General features: G+C 46.5%; 13 protein-coding genes. 7 read left to right on the plus strand and 6 right to left on the minus strand.

Features of this window, described 5'->3' with window-relative positions:
- Nucleotides 1-25: 25 nt before the first annotated feature.
- A complete protein-coding gene (locus tag AB4Y93_RS24565; RefSeq protein WP_441895922.1) occupies nt 26-1,993 on the plus strand; it encodes a glycoside hydrolase family 127 protein in 1,968 nt (655 codons plus the stop codon).
- Nucleotides 1,994-2,062: 69 nt separating this feature from the next.
- Here the strand turns inward: AB4Y93_RS24565 and AB4Y93_RS24570 are convergent, their stop codons facing one another.
- Complete coding sequence (locus AB4Y93_RS24570) at nt 2,063-3,133, minus strand: Gfo/Idh/MocA family protein (RefSeq protein ID WP_441895925.1); 1,071 nt, start codon at nt 3,131-3,133, stop codon at nt 2,063-2,065.
- Nucleotides 3,130-4,227 (minus strand): FG-GAP repeat domain-containing protein, encoded by a 1,098-nt coding sequence (locus AB4Y93_RS24575; protein ID WP_441895927.1) that lies wholly within the window; start codon nt 4,225-4,227, stop codon nt 3,130-3,132. Before AB4Y93_RS24575 ends, AB4Y93_RS24570 begins: the two co-directional genes overlap by 4 nt.
- Before the next feature lie 168 nt (nt 4,228-4,395).
- On the opposite strand from AB4Y93_RS24575, the gene AB4Y93_RS24580 reads away from it, so the two are divergent.
- On the plus strand, nt 4,396-5,232 hold the full coding sequence (locus AB4Y93_RS24580; RefSeq protein WP_441895928.1) for a helix-turn-helix domain-containing protein: 837 nt from the start codon (nt 4,396-4,398) through the stop codon (nt 5,230-5,232).
- Nucleotides 5,233-5,258: 26 nt separating this feature from the next.
- Entirely contained in the window at nt 5,259-6,416 is a 1,158-nt protein-coding gene (locus tag AB4Y93_RS24585; protein ID WP_441895930.1) for a MalY/PatB family protein, read from the plus strand.
- 77 nt (nt 6,417-6,493) lie between these two features.
- On the opposite strand, the gene AB4Y93_RS24590 is transcribed toward AB4Y93_RS24585, so the two are convergent.
- A complete protein-coding gene (locus tag AB4Y93_RS24590) occupies nt 6,494-7,360 on the minus strand; it encodes a dihydrodipicolinate synthase family protein (protein WP_441895932.1) in 867 nt (288 codons plus the stop codon).
- A 164-nt stretch (nt 7,361-7,524) separates the two neighbouring features.
- Between AB4Y93_RS24590 and AB4Y93_RS24595 the strand changes: the two genes are divergently transcribed.
- Nucleotides 7,525-8,415, plus strand: coding sequence for a helix-turn-helix domain-containing protein (locus AB4Y93_RS24595; RefSeq protein ID WP_441895933.1), 891 nt, complete (start codon nt 7,525-7,527; stop codon nt 8,413-8,415).
- Between the two features lie 8 nt (nt 8,416-8,423).
- On the opposite strand, the gene AB4Y93_RS24600 is transcribed toward AB4Y93_RS24595, so the two are convergent.
- Both AB4Y93_RS24600 and AB4Y93_RS24605 read right to left on the minus strand, forming a co-directional pair.
- Nucleotides 8,424-9,206 carry a phytanoyl-CoA dioxygenase family protein gene (locus AB4Y93_RS24600; protein WP_441895935.1) on the minus strand — a complete coding sequence of 261 codons (783 nt, stop codon included), beginning with the start codon at nt 9,204-9,206 and terminating at the stop codon, nt 8,424-8,426.
- Nucleotides 9,207-9,364: 158 nt separating this feature from the next.
- Nucleotides 9,365-11,641: a beta-L-arabinofuranosidase domain-containing protein gene (locus AB4Y93_RS24605; protein ID WP_441895937.1), complete on the minus strand. Its 2,277-nt coding sequence runs from the start codon at nt 11,639-11,641 to the stop codon at nt 9,365-9,367.
- 168 nt (nt 11,642-11,809) lie between these two features.
- Between AB4Y93_RS24605 and AB4Y93_RS24610 the strand changes: the two genes are divergently transcribed.
- Entirely contained in the window at nt 11,810-12,655 is an 846-nt protein-coding gene (locus AB4Y93_RS24610) for an AraC family transcriptional regulator (RefSeq protein WP_441895938.1), read from the plus strand.
- Between the two features lie 89 nt (nt 12,656-12,744).
- On the opposite strand, the gene AB4Y93_RS24615 is transcribed toward AB4Y93_RS24610, so the two are convergent.
- Entirely contained in the window at nt 12,745-15,864 is a 3,120-nt protein-coding gene (locus AB4Y93_RS24615; RefSeq protein ID WP_441895940.1) for a glycoside hydrolase family 2 TIM barrel-domain containing protein, read from the minus strand.
- 116 nt (nt 15,865-15,980) lie between these two features.
- On the opposite strand from AB4Y93_RS24615, the gene AB4Y93_RS24620 reads away from it, so the two are divergent.
- Together AB4Y93_RS24620 and AB4Y93_RS24625 are read left to right on the plus strand one after the other, a co-directional pair.
- The gene (locus AB4Y93_RS24620; protein ID WP_441895942.1) at nt 15,981-16,799 is read left to right on the plus strand and encodes an AraC family transcriptional regulator; all 819 of its coding nucleotides are present in this window, start codon (nt 15,981-15,983) and stop codon (nt 16,797-16,799) included.
- A gap of 58 nt (nt 16,800-16,857) precedes the next feature.
- Nucleotides 16,858-17,934 carry an NAD(P)H-dependent flavin oxidoreductase gene (locus AB4Y93_RS24625; protein WP_441895944.1) on the plus strand — a complete coding sequence of 359 codons (1,077 nt, stop codon included), beginning with the start codon at nt 16,858-16,860 and terminating at the stop codon, nt 17,932-17,934.
- Nucleotides 17,935-17,955 lie beyond the last annotated feature (21 nt).

The following is a 17,955-nucleotide window of genomic DNA, read 5'->3' on the forward strand; positions in this document are numbered from 1 at the left end:
CAACAATTCAAAGGGGTGTCCTCGTTTGACTACCAAAGCAACCCAAATGAATAAGAAACCAACGACGTACAAGTATCAGTCGGTTTACAATATTCCGGTTCAATCCGTACGCATTCAAGATACGTTCTGGGAGCCTAAGCTGAAGGTGCTTCGCGAGGTTAGCGCTTATGATGTTCTGAATAAATTTGAAAATGACGGTGCTCTGCGGAATTTCGAATTCGTAGCTGAGGAAGAGGGAGGATTCCATTCCGGCGAGCCTTGGTTCGACGGCCTGATCTATGAAACGATCCGCGGCATTTCAGATATTCTTGCTGCCAATTATGATGAACAACTGGATCAGAGAGTTGATGATATTATTGCATTAATCGCTCGTGCTCAGGCGGCAGGTGATGACGGATATCTAAATACGTACACACAGCTTGACCGTCCAGGGCAGCGATGGGGTGAAAATGGCGGATTCTTAAGATGGCAGCATGATGTATACAATGCAGGGTGCCTCGTGGAAGCAGCAGTCCATCATTATAAAGCGACAGGCAAAACGTCTCTTTTACAAGTGGCTGCTCAATTTGCTAATCATATGAGCGGGATTATGGGGCCGCCGCCGAAGCGGAATATTGTACCGGCACATTCGCTGCCGGAGGAAGCGATGCTTAAGCTGTATCAGCTGGCACTTGATGAGCCTGAGCTAGCAGCGGTGATGAATATTCCATTCGAAGCGTCGGATTATTTGGAGCTTGCTACCTTCTGGATTCATAACCGAGGTAATCATGAAGGCAGATACTCGCATGCCGGGGAATATGCACAGGATCATAAGCCGGTGCTTGAGCAAGAGGAAGCGGTAGGTCACGCTGTGCGTGCGACGCTTTTATACACAGGGCTGACTGCATTATATTTAACTACTGGTGAAGAGCGGTATTTAGAGACAGCGAAGAAGCTGTGGGATAATATTTCGTATCAGAAATCCCATATCACAGGCGGTGTCGGAGCGGTACACCATGATGAGAAATTTGGCGCCAACTATGAATTGCCGGATAACGGATATTTGGAGACTTGCGCCGGTGCTGGTATGGGCTTCTTCAGCTGGGATCTATTCCTTGCAACAGGAGAGAGCCGTTATATCGATAAACTGGAGACTATTCTCTACAATATCGTACTTGCTGGCCGCTCGATGGATGGCCATAAATATTTTTACGAGAATCCACTTGTCAGCCGTGGAGGTCATAACCGCTGGGAATGGCATGGCTGCCCTTGCTGTCCGCCGATGATTATTAAGATTTTGCCGGAGCTTGCCTCCTATATTTATGCTTATGATAAGCAAGGAGCTTACGTCAATCTGTACATCGGAAGCGAAAGCGAGTTCATGATTGGGGATGTATCGGTAGCCTTAAAGCAGGAAACGAACTATCCGTGGGCGGGAGCGGTTGGTATTACAGTTAGGCCTGGGCGGGAGTCGGCATTCCCAATTCGGCTGCGTATCCCGGAATGGTGTGAGGCATATACGATTCTAGTGAATGATCAAGCTGTCAGCTTCGAGATAGAGAATGGTTATGCCGTTCTGAACCAAGTCTGGACCGCAGGAGACCAAATTCAGCTGGATCTTGATCTGTCTGTTCATTTGGTAGAGGTACATCCGAATGTAACTACACATGCAGATAAAGCAGCAATCCGGCGTGGACCTGTGCTTTATTGTCTGGAATCAATGGACAATGAGCGATTCGTGAATGGTACCCTTCAATATACCCGTGAAGCTTTAAATGAGAATCACATGGATCGTAAGCTGCCGCAAAATCCTGAATTTGAAACGGAATTTGATGCCGGATTCTTTGACGGGGCAGTCATTATTCGGACCACGGACGAAGCAGGTCAACCAATAACAGCAGTTCCATATCCGTATTGGAATAACCGTTCCCGCGGAACAATGGTTCTTTGGCTGCAGCATAATCATCCCGTTCGACAAGAAGGCTGGGAGAATCAACTGTACAGGAGAATCTAGTAAACTAGCTGGTTACAAGAAGAGAAGAGCCTTGGAAGGTTATCCCTCCAGGGCTCTTTGTTATGTCGGTTACCTATTATCAGGGTGATGCTTGAACATGTATTCGATATAGGACTCTGCGAAAATCAAATCCTTCAGCGCTTCCTTTGCTTCACATGGAGCAGGGCGATCTCCCCGCACGGCTGCGAGGAAATTCCGAGCCTGACAGCGCATGGCGGAAACGTTCGGAAGGATTGGCTCGTAGGTCATCGCTTCACCGGCAGCGGAATTGTCTTTCTTGATCGTGACTCTGCCTGCGCGCTGGCGGGCAAGTGGGGCCGGCAATTCAATCCGAATATATCCATGGCGGAAAGCGATTAATACCGTTTCTTCCCATTCATGCGAGGTATGATAAGGTGCCATTTCTAAGGTAATTGTGATGCCGCTCTCACTCTCACCATTGAGAATAATACCGCTCCGGTCACCGAAAGTAAGCTTGTAGTTCTCCTCTAATAGAAAACGGAACATATTGACTTGATGAATGTAATAGTTAACAAACTCATCAAGTTTTTGTGTCATCACATCTGTATAGCCGTCCGGGCCAGCTTCCATCCGGAGCACGGGGTAGGGTTCATTACTGCTAAGAGGCTGATCGGCGCCGCTGACCCAATCACCAGGTGGCATTGTGATGCGAATGTACTGTAGATCACCATAGTCACCACTAGTCTTCCATTCCTTAATCACCTGCTTGGCGTATTCGACTGCCGGATCCGAGCGCTTGTGATAGCCAATCATATGCAAGACGCCATGTTCTTCTCCGAGGGCAACCATTTTGCTGCCTTCCTTGACGGTTAAACAAAGCGGCTTCTCGGTTAAGACAGGTATGCCCGCCCGCAAAATATCTGGAATCAGATTAGGATGATTGCGGAAGGGTTGAGGGGCTACTATGGCATCGAGGGATGTATTTTCCAGCATCTCTAGATGACTTGCGAATACTTGCGGTACGCCATAGCGGCTGGCAACCTGCTGTGCCATGTTAGAGCGGGGCTCGGCCAAGGCTGCAACTTCACATTCGTCACGCAGCACAGCGTAGTTAGACAGATGTGCCATCTGTCCCATACCTCCAACTCCAGCGAACCCGATCCTCAGCTTTTTGCTCATATCGTCTGCTCCTTTGTTGGTCCCATATTTTCAAATAGATATAAACCTTCTTTGCCCGGTGCAATGATGTCGGGATAGCCGTTACCGGTTAAGTCATGAATCCAGAAGTAGATTCCCGTACCAGAGGCTTCTTCAGCTGGACCAAAGTCAATGATTACCTTGTCAAATTGTTCGCCGTTGATTCGATAATAGTAGAGTCCAACCGGATCATGAGCACCAGGATCACCATCATTATGAGCACGGTAGCGTTTGCCTGTAATAAGCTCTAGTTCTCCATCTAGGTCGAGGTCAATGAGCCGTAAATCATGGAACTGCGAGCCGCTGTCATCGATGAGATGCCGAATCCAGGCTCGTAAGCCGTCTTCGCTAATACGTTGTTCATACCAGTGCAAGCCGTAGCCATGTGCCTGGCCTACAATGAGATCCACAAGTCCATCGCCGTTCACATCATGGCCAATAATCGGTACACTGGCGGAACCAAGTGACCACTCGGGATGAAACGTCCATGGCGTCTGATAGGGATCTTCAGGCTGCTCCAGCCAACCTTCAGACAGCACGATATCCATACGGCCGTTTCCGTTAATATCAACGAAGCCCATGCCATGTCCGCTTGCTTCTGCGCTGATTGTGATTTTTCGAAACTGCCCGGTGCCACGGCCATCAGCATCACGGACAAGCTTATAGAAAGCCTGCGGCTGATTAGGCGTATTTGGGAAAATCTCTGGGACACCGCAATCATCAATATCGTAAAACCGAATCGTTTCGATTGGACCACAGTGGTCGATATCCGTAGTCGTCCATTCCTCCGTTGTATTGCCGGGGTTTCGGCGCCACCGTAACGTTTCTGTAAACCAAGAACCTGTAATCAGGTCGGGCAGGCCGTCCCCATCTACATCCATCGGGTAATCGCAAAAATCATCATGATATTCTCCAATCTCTGCGACATCGCAAATCCGGTGCCTGCGAGTATAATCGGGGCCTTCATACCAAAATGATCCGCTTACGATGTCCGGAATACCATCCCCATCCACGTCGAACACACTGCATGCTTCGTACTTACTGTCTGAGATCAGGCGCTTCTTAAACAAAAGCATAATTGACTCCTCCAAACAAGAGTTATTGCTTATTGCAAAATGACGGGAAAAACGCTTATAGTTCAAGTAGTGATAGCAGCACCACATAACTAGAAAATAGCTAATTAATGACATAGTCTCAATACTTGTTCTTGCGATCCGAGTTATTCATTCTTGCGATTGGAGGGGATGGAAACGAGAAGCTCCTCAATATTTATGAATCCCGGTTATTTGATAGCAAGCGGAGAATTTCATTGTCAGGAGTCGAAGCCATTTCAGCTGCCGCTTCACAGACATGAGATGTATAGCGAGCTTCTCTTGATCGAGGAGGGGCGAGGGATATTTTTCATTCATGATCAGCCCTACGAGGTTGGGCCAGGAACCGTACTGCTATATCATCGGGGAGTATGGCATGAAGAATTGTCCACGCATTATCCGTTTAAAGCGGTTTATGTTGCTTTTAAAGGACTGCAGGTGAAGGGTCTTCCCCAGGATTATTTTCTTCCACCGGAACAATCACCGGTTATCGAGCTTGGGGAAATGGCTAAAGATGTAAGTATATTGCTGAGGGAGTGCCATACAGAATTTCAATCTGGGGGACTGGAAGCACTTACCGCCGCGAATCACTGGTTTGGACTGCTGCTGGTGCGATTGGCACGACATGTGCAAGATCATTTTACCGAGAGCAGAACAATTAAGCCGTCAGAAGCAGCTGTCTGGAAAGCGAGAAGCTACATCGAGGAAAATTATCAGCTGCCGATCACACTCGAACAGCTGGCGAAGGTCACATTCGTCAGTAAGTTTTACCTCGCACATCTATTCCGAGAAGAGATCGGAATGTCTCCTGTTCAATTCCTAATCCGTTGCAGGATGGACGCAGCGAAACGGTACCTAAAGACAACGGAACGTCCAATCAAGGAGATTGGAGAGCTTGTTGGCTACCAGAGTGAGACGACTTTTCATAACATTTTCAAGAAAGTGACGGGGCTTACCCCTGGGCAATATCGCGAAGCGGAATGGCAATAAATGATTACAGACGAGGTGTCAGTAAGATGAAAATTAACTTTGATGAAGGAACCAACCGAAAAAATACAAATAGCTCGAAATGGGATATCGACCAAAGACCAGATATGCTGCCGATGTGGGTGGCCGATATGGATTTCAAAGCACCAGATGCGGTCATTCAAGCGTTGGAGAAAAGAGTGCAGCATGGCGTATTCGGGTATGCCCGTTTTCCTGATGCCTACTATGAGGCTGAGGTAAGCTGGTGGGAGAAACGGCATCAATTCCAGATTCTGAAAGAATGGGTAGCGTTCACCTCTGGTGTCATTCCGGCACTAACAGCTATTGTACAAGCTTTCACAGAACCGGGAGATAAAGTGCTGATTCAATCACCTGTGTATAACAACTTCAATACAGCTACTACTAATGGCGGCTGCGAAGTTGTGATTAATGAACTAAAGTTTAATGGTGACAGATACGAAATAGACTTTGATGACTTTGAGCGCAAGGCTGCGGATGAACAGGTGAAGCTGTTTATTTTATGCAATCCTCATAATCCAGTTGGCAGAGTGTGGAGCCGCGATGAATTGGAACGATTAGGCGAGATTTGCCTTGCTCATAATGTCATTGTATTAGCTGACGAAATACATAGAGATCTGGTGTTTGAAGGTCATCGGCATGTCCCATTTGCTTCGATCAGCGTTATGAACTCCATAACCTGTACATCACCGAGTAAAACCTTTAATCTGGCTGGACTCAAAACGGCTAATGTCATTGCTGCAAATGAGGAATACCGGGAAAAACTGAAACGACAGCTGCATATTAACGGGGCACAGGAACCCAATGTATTCGGGATTGATGGCCTGATCGCGGCTTATAACGAAGGAGAAGACTGGCTCGATCAACTGCTCGTCTACTTGCAAGGGAACCGAGATCACTTCATTTCCTTTGTCGAGCAGAGGCTGCTCAAATTAAAGGTTCTTGTTCCTGAAGCAACCTACTTAATGTGGTTGGATTGCCGTGAGCTTGGTATATCTTCGGAAGAGCTGAGCAAAAAGCTTGATGAAGAAGCTGGACTTCGAATTATTAATGGTGGAGTGTATGGAGAAGCGGGGAAAGGGTTCATTCGCATGAACATCGCTTGTACACGGGCGTTAATGATCGAGGGTTTAGAGAGACTCGAGAGAGTTGTAAATGCAATAAGCTAAAATAGAATGGGCTGGACGGTTCCCAATGACCAATGGCGGGATAGTCCAGCCCATTTTTTTTAACTAACGAATCGTGATTACTGGAACACGGTTCGATATGCGATAGCTTCCTCTTCCGTTAAGGGGCTTAGCGGCTCGCGGCTATGAGCAGCGATAATACCTTGCTCGGCAAAGAAATGCCGGATGACCCGAATCCAGCCAATGCTGCCCAGCAGCTCCAAACGTGGCTTAAGGTGATTCAACTTGAGCTGAGCTTGATCAAATTGATCTGAGCGCAAATGTTCCATAATCTCGCTCATCTCGACAGGGAACAGATTACCGGCAACGCTGGTCAGACCGTCATAGCCTTTTGTGAAATAATCGGTTATGGTGAGATCTAACCCCGATAATACTTGAAACTCCGCACCAAGCACCGCTTTTATATGTCTCACATTTTCTGGGTTTCCTGCTTCTTTCAGCGCAGTAATCTGCGGATTATTCTGTACCAATCGTATCAGAGTATCTGGCTCCAAGTTAAATCCTGTTCTTACAGGATTGTTATATAGCATAATCGGAAGTGAGGTTGCGGAAATTACGGCTTCAACATAAGCCGCAGCTTCATGCTGATTCGGGCGGATGTAGGGAGGGAATCCGAGCATAATAGCGGACATCCCAGCCCGTTCTGCTTCATCCGCAAGGCGGACGGCATCACGATTCCGGATCGCAGCAACGCCGGCGTAAAGAGGCATGCCTTCTGGTGCGGCTTCTTTGACGGCCTGATAAAAGCGGACTCTTTCTTCAATCGTAAGGGAATGCTGTTCACCGGTTGAACCACTGACAAGCAGGGCGGGAACCTGATGCTGCTTATAATAGTGGATCATGCGATGAATACTTGCTTCATCTACGGAATCTTCTTTGGAATATGGGGTAATGATCGCGACACTATAGGGGGTAAAATGAGCCATGCTATAGATCCTCCTTCAATCTTCATGTCAGCTAGGTTGTGCCGTTATACTAGCATATCTGACAGCGGAATGAAAAGGACGTATTTTTATAGTTGTTGAAGTATGGCAGATGCTTTACGATCGAGATAGTAACCAATCCCAATCGATAGATCAGGGGGATTCCTATGATCAATGAGTTAAGTAATGAGGAATATTTGGAGAGCAAAAGCTTTCTTTTTCATATAGAGCCTTATCAACTCGGAAGTGGTACCGTTATCCCTCTGCACCGGCATGAATTTGTGGAGCTGGTCATCATCGGTCAGGGGGAGGGGATTCATGAGCATGGTGGACACGCGTTTCCCATTGCTGCAGGTGATGTATTTATCATTGAGCCAGGAATGGAGCATGCTTATACGGTTAATCACGCTGAAGGGATGGAAGTGGTGAACGTATTGTTCGTTCCATCCCTGCTCCAGCAGGAGTTGACGGCGTTGTCTAACTTCACTTCATTTATTGATTTTTACTATATGGAGCCATTTCTTCGCTCTGATGTCTCCTTCCAAGCGAAGCTGGCGTTATCGCCAAGGCAGATGTTAGAAGTCCGCGGTGTGATTGATCAGCTTCTGCAGGAGTATAGACGGAAGGAAAATGGCTACCACTATCTCATCAAGTCGAAAATGATTGAACTGTTCATTATCCTCAGCCGCATGTACGTGACGAATCGGAATCACTCTTTAACATTCATGAATGATGACCAGGAAATGATTGCCCGAGTATGCGGGTTCATTAAGCATCATCAGACTCGTCCGTTATCACTCGAGCAGATCAGCCAGATGGCTGGTATGAGCCAGAGCAAATTTACAGTCCTGTTTCGTCAGATAACAGGGATGTCTTTTGTAGAATACCGCAATTCGGAACGTATCCAGCTGGCCAAGCAGTTACTAACGACGACTAGTGATAAGGTTGCTCAGATTGCTCTGGATATCGGTTACGAAGACCTCAGTCATTTCAATCATCTCTTTAAGAAAACAACAGGAGAGACGCCCAGCCAATACAGAAAGCGAATGAGGGGATAATGGCGAACTTACGCCAGTTTAGGAAATAACCCTCCGCTTAATACATCGCCTTTTGCCAAACCAAGGCCGTCCGTGCAAACATGGTTTGCGCCGCTATACGTAGTACCGTCCGGCATATAGATGATGGCCAGCGCGCGGCGCGGCTTATCGGTCTGATTGGCATGAGCATAATGGAACGTAAGCCCATCATGGAACGTACAGCTGCCAGCCTTCATCCGGACAATGGCCGCCGTATTGCGGTCAGCATCCTTCGCTCCTTCGTCCGCGAACAAATCCTCGGGATGTACAAGATCGATTGATTTTAAATTTTTAAGCTTTTGTGATTTAGGAACTAACATCATGCAGCCATTGTTCTCATCCACATCATCGAGGGCGATCCAGATCGTTAAAGCACCTGACTCATTCATTGGCCAATAAGGCAAGTCTTGATGCCATGGTGTTGGCTTCGAATCCTGCGGCATCTTAAGCAGGGCATGATCATGGAACAGCCGAATGCCGCTTGCTCCAGATAACTGTTTGGCAGCATCGGCGAACCGGCGGGAAGTTACATATCTGGCCATTCCGCCATGGTCTCTCCATGTATTGACCCGTTGATTCAATACTTTATAGTACAAATCTCCGGTTCTCGCCGTTTGTGTCGATCTGCCGCCTTCAACACCCATGGTCTCTTCTAGATAAGTGCGAAGCTCTGCCAGTTCATCCTCACTCAACATATTGTCTATCTGTACAAACCCGTTCTCCCGATAGTAACGTACCTTCTCTTCCGTAAGTTGAATTGTGTTATCCACCATGTTAATCCATCCTTTCTTCATGTGAGATATCATCGTTATCATAAAGGCTGGAAGGCAAACATTCTTGGAGGATTGACCGAAAAATAGGGGGGAATCGCCAACAGCTAGAAAAAAAGCCTTAGTTGGGAGTTCAATCCCAGCCAGGGCTTTTTGCAATGTTATACGGTATCTGAATGTCTGATGACACGTAGAACGCCATAAATCCCGTTTATCTTTTCATTCGGAACGAACTTGACAGTAACAGAGTCCTTGCCTGTAGTTAAGGCTTCTGGAAGCTCAAAGATCCGCTCATAGAACATTCGTTTCCATTCCTGTGGGAACTGCTCTGCAGCTAGTAATTCTCCGTCTACAAAGATGTCAAAGCTGCGATTCGTATGCATACGGTTGAAGGTGACGGCTAACGCGGCTCCTGGCTGTACTTTCATCTGATAGCTGAACCATCCTCCGGCTTCAACCATTCTTCCGTTTAATCCTTCCCAAGTACCGCCATGGGTAAGCTCGCCTTGAACCTGATGTTCCAGTTCATATTGGTCATTGCCAACTTGAACAGAATCAATAGTCGCTTCTCTCAGGCGACGTTCCTGCTCCGCTTGCTCTACATGCTGCAGCAGCTCCGCTGAACCTTCATCAAGAAGGCTCCAGTAAATGCCGTATCTTTCTTGATGCTGCTGATAATGGGGAGTGAAGATCAAGTGATTATCCTCATCTGTGTTTTTCAGAATAAAAGCCAATTTTTCGCCCTTTCGACTAACATGCTCATCGAAACGCTGCAGCCATTCCTCGGAACTCATTCCTTGCGGTACGATATAGTCTTTCACGGCCATTCGTCTTGTTGCGACGTTAACAATAACACCTGTTCTTGACTCAACCATATCTTCAGTACCAAGCGCAGCGCTTAACACAACCGGACCGTACTGAAGACCGATGGAATATGGGGCATCCGGCAGGCGGGAATAGGTTACTTTCATCGGAATACGTATCGCTATCGTATCGCCATCCATCCAAGTGCGCTCAAGTACGGCATAGTGCTTCTCAATGACTGGAGTAACCGCCTCGCCGTTCACCGATACTTCAATTGCGCCAGCACTCCAATTCGGAATACGGATGTGAAGAGTAAGCGGCTTTGGTGTATTCGTTTCGATATTGAACTGTACAAGGTCGGTGTGAGGAAGCGAAGTTGTCTGTGTAATCGTCACTTGCTGCTCCTGCCAGTCGAGCTTCGAGCTGAAGAACTGATTGATATAGAGCTTGTTGTCTGCATGGAAATAGAGACTGTCGTTCAGCTTCGTAAAGCTTTCCATTCCCGTTCCTGTACAGCACCAGAAATGCTCAAATGGCGAGCTGTAAATTTTGAAATATCCGGTAGCCATCGGCTGGAAGTACATCGTCATACCAGTATCCGGATTTTGGGAGGAAAGGATGGCGTTAATATAGGTTTTCTCATAAAAATCAGCATATTTGCGATCTTGCGTCAGCTTGAACAGCTCTTTGGACAGCTTCAGCATATTATAGCTGTTGCAGGTCTCGCAGGTTACATCGGAACGTTTGCTGTCTAACAAATCTGGCTCACCAAAATGCTCGCATTCACTGTTGCCGCCTGTTATATAGCTGTGGTGATAAACGACGGTATCCCAGAAGTTAACGGCCGCTTCTAAATAGCTTCGTTCACTTTCACCAAGCGTCAGATAGCGGTTCAAAGCACCAATAAACTTCGGAATCATTGTATTGGCATGCTTGCCTTTCAGCACATCCCGTCCTTCGCGAAGAGCATCAAACAGGCTGATCTCGTCGAACTTGTGAGCAGCTTCCAGATGGCGGTTGTTGCCGGTCAGCTTGTACAGGTCATATAGGCAATCATTCATGCCGCCATATTCAACGGCAAGAACCGTAGCTTGAAGCTCGTCGGACCATGATAAAGTACGGTCAGCCGTCCAATCGCCTAGACGATGAACAACATCATAAGCCTGCTGCAGCCCGGTCGCCTGATAGACGGCGATAAGGCCGGCAATGATTTTGTGCATGGTATACCACGGCACCCAGGCAGGCTTGCGGTTTTCTACATTGTCGAATAACGTCTCGGGAAAAGCGGACAAGTAGCCACCTTCATGCTGGCATTCGGATAATCCTGCAACGAGATATTCGATCCGTGTAAGGAGATCCTTATCTTTTGTTTGAGCGTAAGCTTGAGAGACAGCGGTCAAATAATGGCCCATCGTATGGCCGCGGATTTCAGTATCCTCCCAACCGGGATATTTGGCTGCTTTCGGCTGAAGACCATTGGTTTCACGGAAACCAGCAAGCAGACGGTCAACATCATAGCTGATCAAATAGTTTAATTCTTTCTGAAACGCATTGGTCTGATAGTCATTTAATAGCAGCACTTGATCGAGTCCAAAATGCTGAAGGGTAGTATTACTAGTCAGGGCTTTCATCATAATCATCCTCTCGAGAATATGAGTAAAGCTTATTACTTGGGCGCAGGTCAGGTAAATGGCGGAAGGTTTGATTATGTGTCAAAAAGGAAGTTTTTTAGAAGTATCCTTCCGGATTTACTGATTATGTTCTAGAATAAAGTGTGAAAAAGGCAGAAAGGGTGACGGTTAGTGGCTCATTACAGCTTTCGTGTCGATACACCGGTCTCCCTTGTGATGACCGGCAAATTTATAGCTCCTATACCGGAGTGGCAGCATATGCAGCGGGTATTACTTGAGTTTGAGCTGTTTGTCCAAACTCGCGGCACGTTGTATATCGCTAGGGATAAGGAACGGTACGTCTTGAATGAAGGGGATTTTCTGCTTATGCCGCCGGGAGCTGTGCAAGCTGGTTATCGGGAATCAGACTGCAGTTTTTATTGGCTTCATTTTGCTGTTCAAGACGGATATAGGTCCGTGGATGGTGATTCGGGGTATGAGTCTGGTGTCTTGACGATTCCCGAAAAGGGGACTTTACGCAGTCCGGACAAGCTCATCGTGATGATGAAGCAGCTGCAGGACTCTGTCCGCAGCTACAGGGAGCAGACGCTTAACAATTATTTGACGACCGGCATTTTATGCGAATTATACAACCAGCTCTTTTTTGTCCAGAATCAATCGTGGAAGAAGCTTAAGCAGCAGCAGCTCTACAATGATATCGTGGATTATATTAAATGGAACAGGCAGGAGAATATGAAGGTGAGCCAACTGGCGGAGCATTTTGGTTATAATGCCAAGCATCTATCTTTCTTGTTCTCGGAGATTGCAGGGATCACCCTTAAGCAATTCATGCTGCAGGAAAAGATGGATGCCGCAAAATCTTTGCTTACCGATTCGAATCAGAGCATCAAGGAAATAGCCGAGCAGCTGGGCTATTCCGACAGCCATCAATTTATGCATAGCTTCAAGAAAATGACGGGCTTAACTCCTACTGATTATCGAAATGCGTATGCGAATCGGTTGTTATTTTATAGGTGACAAACGAACATACATTCGGTATAACGGTAATGGATTATAACTTTTACAAACAAAAAAACCATCCAGCAGGATGGTTTTTTGTTTGGATGTTATCGAGAGATCAAAGAAATAGTAAACGCTAAGCTATATGACCGATTGGTCAACAGCTTATATTCCAGATGAGTTGGAGCACCCCAGCTGTCATCACCACCAACGCCCATTTGCTTGTCATTCACACGAAGGACGGTTTTGTTTGAAACAGGCAGCTTATATGGATGGTCGTTTGCTTCAAGCTCTTCTGGTGTCCATGGAAGTGCATTGATCTCCATTACTGCTGAGCTGTCGAAGTTCAAGCCAACTTCACCGGAAGCATTCGTAATCTTAGCATAACGGACATCAGTCTTATTGCCGCATTCTTGTGGACGAAGGTAGGGGACAAATTGATCTTGTACTTTACCGCTGTATTGGCCTAATTTGGCACCGGATTTACGATCCCAATAATTCTCGTGAGGACCAAGACCGTACCAAGAGATCGTATCGAGGCTTCCATCAAGTACGAATAATAGACCAAACTCCGGAATCTCAGGCAGCTTATCATTGCCAGGCAGCAGCTGCTCTTGAATGTCAATGGAGCCATCATGATGTACGCCATAGTTAATTGTCAGCGTGGACACTGGATTAGTTGCTAGCTGATAAACGGCAGTGATGTGACAACGATCTGAAGCGGCAATCCAATTGAATTGAACCAGCTTTTTCGTGTTTGCTGCATCCTTCCAGACGGAGCAGCGCTCCGGCATCTTGTTTCCACGGTCATTATCAGTGACAGCCCGCCAGAAGTTAGGACGAACGGGTTCAAGTAAATGCTCTCTGATTCCTGAGCGATACGAGACCAACTCACCAGATAACCTGCTAAAAGTAACAGTCATCAGAGGGTTAGTAATGGTTATAGCCTCATTCGACTCCACGGTCTGCAGGGAAAGAGCAGTTGGTTCAACACTGCGCTTAGTCCGTGACAAACGTGGGGATAACACGAATTGCTCCCATGCAACCTCATGACCAGCATCAGACCAAATCGTTGCTTCAGGAATGACAAAGGAAACCGTAAGCACAGCTTCTTGTTCAGTGAAAGAAGGCGTATAAGGCAAGGTGACTTCAGCTGTCTCGCCTGGGGCCAGGGATACTTTCAGGAAGTCCTTTTGCACAACGTTCCCTTCAAGCTGCACTTCCCATTTCAAATCAAACGCATTTAGATCGGTAAATAAATGCTTATTGGTCACACTGATCGTTTGATTTGCAAGATCAACCGGGGAGATGGCGATATTCTGGTAGCATTTTTTAACCTCATATAACTTCGGCGTTACCGTCCTGTCAGCAAAGAGCAGTCCATTCCCGCTAAAGTTGCCATCATGAGGAGATTCGCCGAAATCTCCGCCGTATGCGAGATATTCGGTTCCGTCTTCCGTCGTAGTTCGGATTGCCTGATCCACCCAATCCCAAATAAATCCGCCTTGCAGGATGTCATACTTGTCGAACAGCTCTGTGTACTTATGAAGCCCGCCGCAAGAATTGCCCATGGCGTGGGAATATTCACAAAGGATATAAGGCTTCTTCGGATTGCTCAGTGCGTATGCTTCAATTTCACGCGGCTTGATGTACATCGTCGATTCGATATCGGAGGCTGCTTCGGAAGGGCGGTAATGGAATACTCCTTCGTAATGTACGAGCCTCGTCGGATCAGCTTCTTTCAAGAAATCATGCATGGCAATAAAGTTGTCGCCGCCAAATGATTCATTGCCAAGTGACCAAATGACGATGGACGGGTGATTCTTGTCTCGCTGGAACATCGAGTTGCAGCGATCAAGTACATTCGCACGCCACTCTGGATGGCTGGCAGGTACGGTATGTGCCGGTAAGTCCTGCTGTGCATATTGCCAGGAACCGTGAGTTTCAAGATTCGTCTCATCGATGACATATAGGCCATATTCGTTACAGAGCTCATACCAGACGGATTGATTCGGGTAATGGGAGGTACGAACGGCATTAATGTTATGGCTTTTCATCAGCATGATATCCCGGATCATATCTTCTTTGGACAATGCGCGCCCGGTTTCACAGGAAAACTCATGACGGTTTGCGCCTTTGAAAAGGATTCGTTTGCCATTGATCAGCATCAGACCATCTTTTAATTCAAAGGTACGGAAGCCAACTTTAGAACTGATTGTCTCAAGAAGATTACCCGCCTTTTCGTACAGCGATAAAACAAGAGTGTACAAATGAGGAGCCTCGGCACTCCATTTCAGCGGATTCAGAGCTTGCCCCGACAACGTAAGCTGGTGCTCTCCATCGCACTGGAAGGAAGCAGTCGCAGCAAGTGAATCCTGCCAGATCGCAAGCTGTTTGGAGTCATATAGCTGAGCTTCAATACGGATGCCCTCAGCGGCATCTTTGTAATAATTGTCGAGTTTCACATCAATCGTTACTTCTGCATCTTGGTATGCTTCATCCAATTGCGTCCTTACGAAGTAATCCGCAATGCTCTGTTTTGGTTTCGTGTACAAATAGACATCCCGGAAAATACCACTAAGACGCCAGAAGTCTTGATCCTCCAGCCAACTGGCGTCACACCAACGATAGACTTCAACGGCCAGTTTGTTCACGCCATTCGTTAAGTAGGCTGTAATATCAAATTCAGCCGGAGTGAACGTATCCTCACTATAACCAGCAAGCTCTCCATTTACCCAAACATAAAAGGCGGATTCTACACCTTGAAAGCTCAGATAAACAGGTTGACCATCCCAGGCTTCAGGAACTTCGAAGGAACGGATATAAGAACCAACTGGGTTATATTTGGTAGGAGCGAAAGGTGGCTTCAACTCAGGTTCTGACTCTGCCCAGGGATAACGAATATTCGTATATTGCGGATAATCGAAGCCCTGGAACTGCCAATGGGAAGGAACAGGCATGTCACTCCAGCTTTTAGCATCATAATCCGTTTGATAGAAAGTCTGTATACGCTCATCTGGCGTTTCGGCAAAAGCAAATTTCCAAATTCCGTTTAATGAATAATAGCGTGTTGAAGCAGTTTTATCTCCAATTAGCGCTTCTTCCAGGTTTTGATATGACATCATGGAAGCGTGTGCAGGAATACGGTTGACCTGGAAAGTTTCCGGGTTATTATTCCATTCGGGGTAACCATTTTTCGGAGGCTGATAATCAAGTTTCGAACGCAAAAGAGTCATCTCCTATCAATCTGTATGAGTATATTCATATTATAGGATTGAAGGTATACTTATAAAATATAAGGATATTACATTTTTATCTCAAAATATGAAACGTAGGCGATAAAATGAAGAGTACCTATATCTTTTGCTCGCTGGATGAGACCTCGGGTCTTCCGTTATATGCAACAACAGTCGGATACTGGGAGCATCAGCCGGAAACGGAGCGCTCGGACGGATTTCCAGATTATCAATTTCATCAAGTGTTAGAGGGGTGGGGAGAGCTAAGAATAAATGGTCATGTACATCGAATAGGGCCAGGAGATTGTTTCTTCCTGTTCCCCAATAAGGTGCATTCCTACAGACCGGTTAGTCAACAATGGAAGCTGTCGTGGGTATCCTTTAATGGCCGTGAAGCGGGGCAAATGATGCTGTTTGCCGGAATTGGTGAATCAGGAATCGGCAGATTAAGAGAGAATCGGCTGATCAAGCCACTAGAAGAAATGCTAACGACAACTATAGACAATGAGCAGGAGGCTAGTCTGGAACGATCCAAGCTTCTCTATGCATTATTGATTGATTTAAAGTATCAATTAATAACACCAACTGATCAAGAATTTGATCGGATTAAGCCTGTTTTACAATATATCGAGAATAATTTGCAAAGACCAATCACATTAGCGGAGCTTGCCGATATCGCAGCTGTAACTCCTCAATATTTATGCCGGATTTTCCAGCTCACGATGAATATTAGACCTATCGAATATATGAATCAACAACGTATTCAGCGCAGCAAGCAGCTCATGTTTCAATATCCGAAGATGAAAATGTATGAGATTGCAGGGAAGGTTGGATTTGAAAGCTCCAGTTATTACGGCTATGTGTTCCGCAAGCTGAATGGCATGAACCCAGAAGCGTTTAAGAAGCTGCATGGTTTGTTGCAGTGATAGAGGAAGCTTTCGAAGTGAAAATTGTTTCACCATTTTTTTTAGGAAGGTGAAGAGCGTGGAGACTGCGTTAACGCAAAAACTAAACATTCAATATCCGATTATTCAAGCACCAATGGCTGGTGGACCTACAACCCCGGAATTAATTGCTGCTGTTTCAAATGCAGGTGGATTAGGAAGCTTGGGGGCAGGTTACTTAACGCCAGAACAGATCCGAGAAGCAATCAAGGAAATCAGGAAGCGCACTAACCGGCCATTTGGTGTCAATTTATTCGTGCCTGAGCAGACGGATGTATCTGAAGACATCATTGAGAAAATGAACAATTATCTTAATGAATCTCGCACTGAGCTTGGCATCTCGTTAAATTCATTGACTCCGGATTTAAAAGAGACGTTCAAGGAGCAGGTGCAAGTAGTGCTGGAGGAGAACGTACCAGTATTTAGTTTCACCTTTGGTATCCCTTCGCAAAATATCATTCAAGAAATGAAACAGCATGGAATTGTCATAATCGGCACAGCAACAACAGTTGAAGAAGGCATCCAATTGGAAGCTACCGGAGTAGATGCTATCGTTGCTCAGGGAAGCGAAGCAGGAGGACATCGAGGTGCGTTTTTGGGAAATGCTAATGACGCTCTTATCGGTACCATGGCTCTATTACCTCAACTTGTAGATCATGTTGCTGTTCCAGTTATCGCGGCAGGAGGAATTATGGATGGTCGGGGACTCGTTGCAAGTCTTGCATTAGGAGCATCCGCGGTGCAGATGGGTACTGCGTTCCTGGTGTGCCCCGAGAGCGGTGCTCATGTGGTGTACAAAGGGAAGGTTATGACTTCAAGCGAGGATTCCACAGAAATTACCTATGCTTATTCAGGCAAAGCCGCTCGTGGCATTCGTAATGATTTTATAAACAAGATGAGATTTTACCCGGGAATCATTCCTGCCTATCCGATACAGAACGCGTTGACGAGAGATATTCGCCAAGCAGCCGCGAAAGCAAACAACCCAGAGTACATGTCACTATGGGCTGGACAAGGGGTTAGGCTAGCTAAGGAGCTTACTGCTTCTGATATCGTAAAACAAACCATGGAGCAGGCTGCCGCGCTTATTGAAAGGTTAAATAAAACACGGAATTAATCATTTTGCCAATGGGGGTGT

The organism is Paenibacillus sp. YAF4_2 (genome assembly GCF_052113225.1).
Taxonomy (GTDB): domain Bacteria; phylum Bacillota; class Bacilli; order Paenibacillales; family Paenibacillaceae; genus Pristimantibacillus.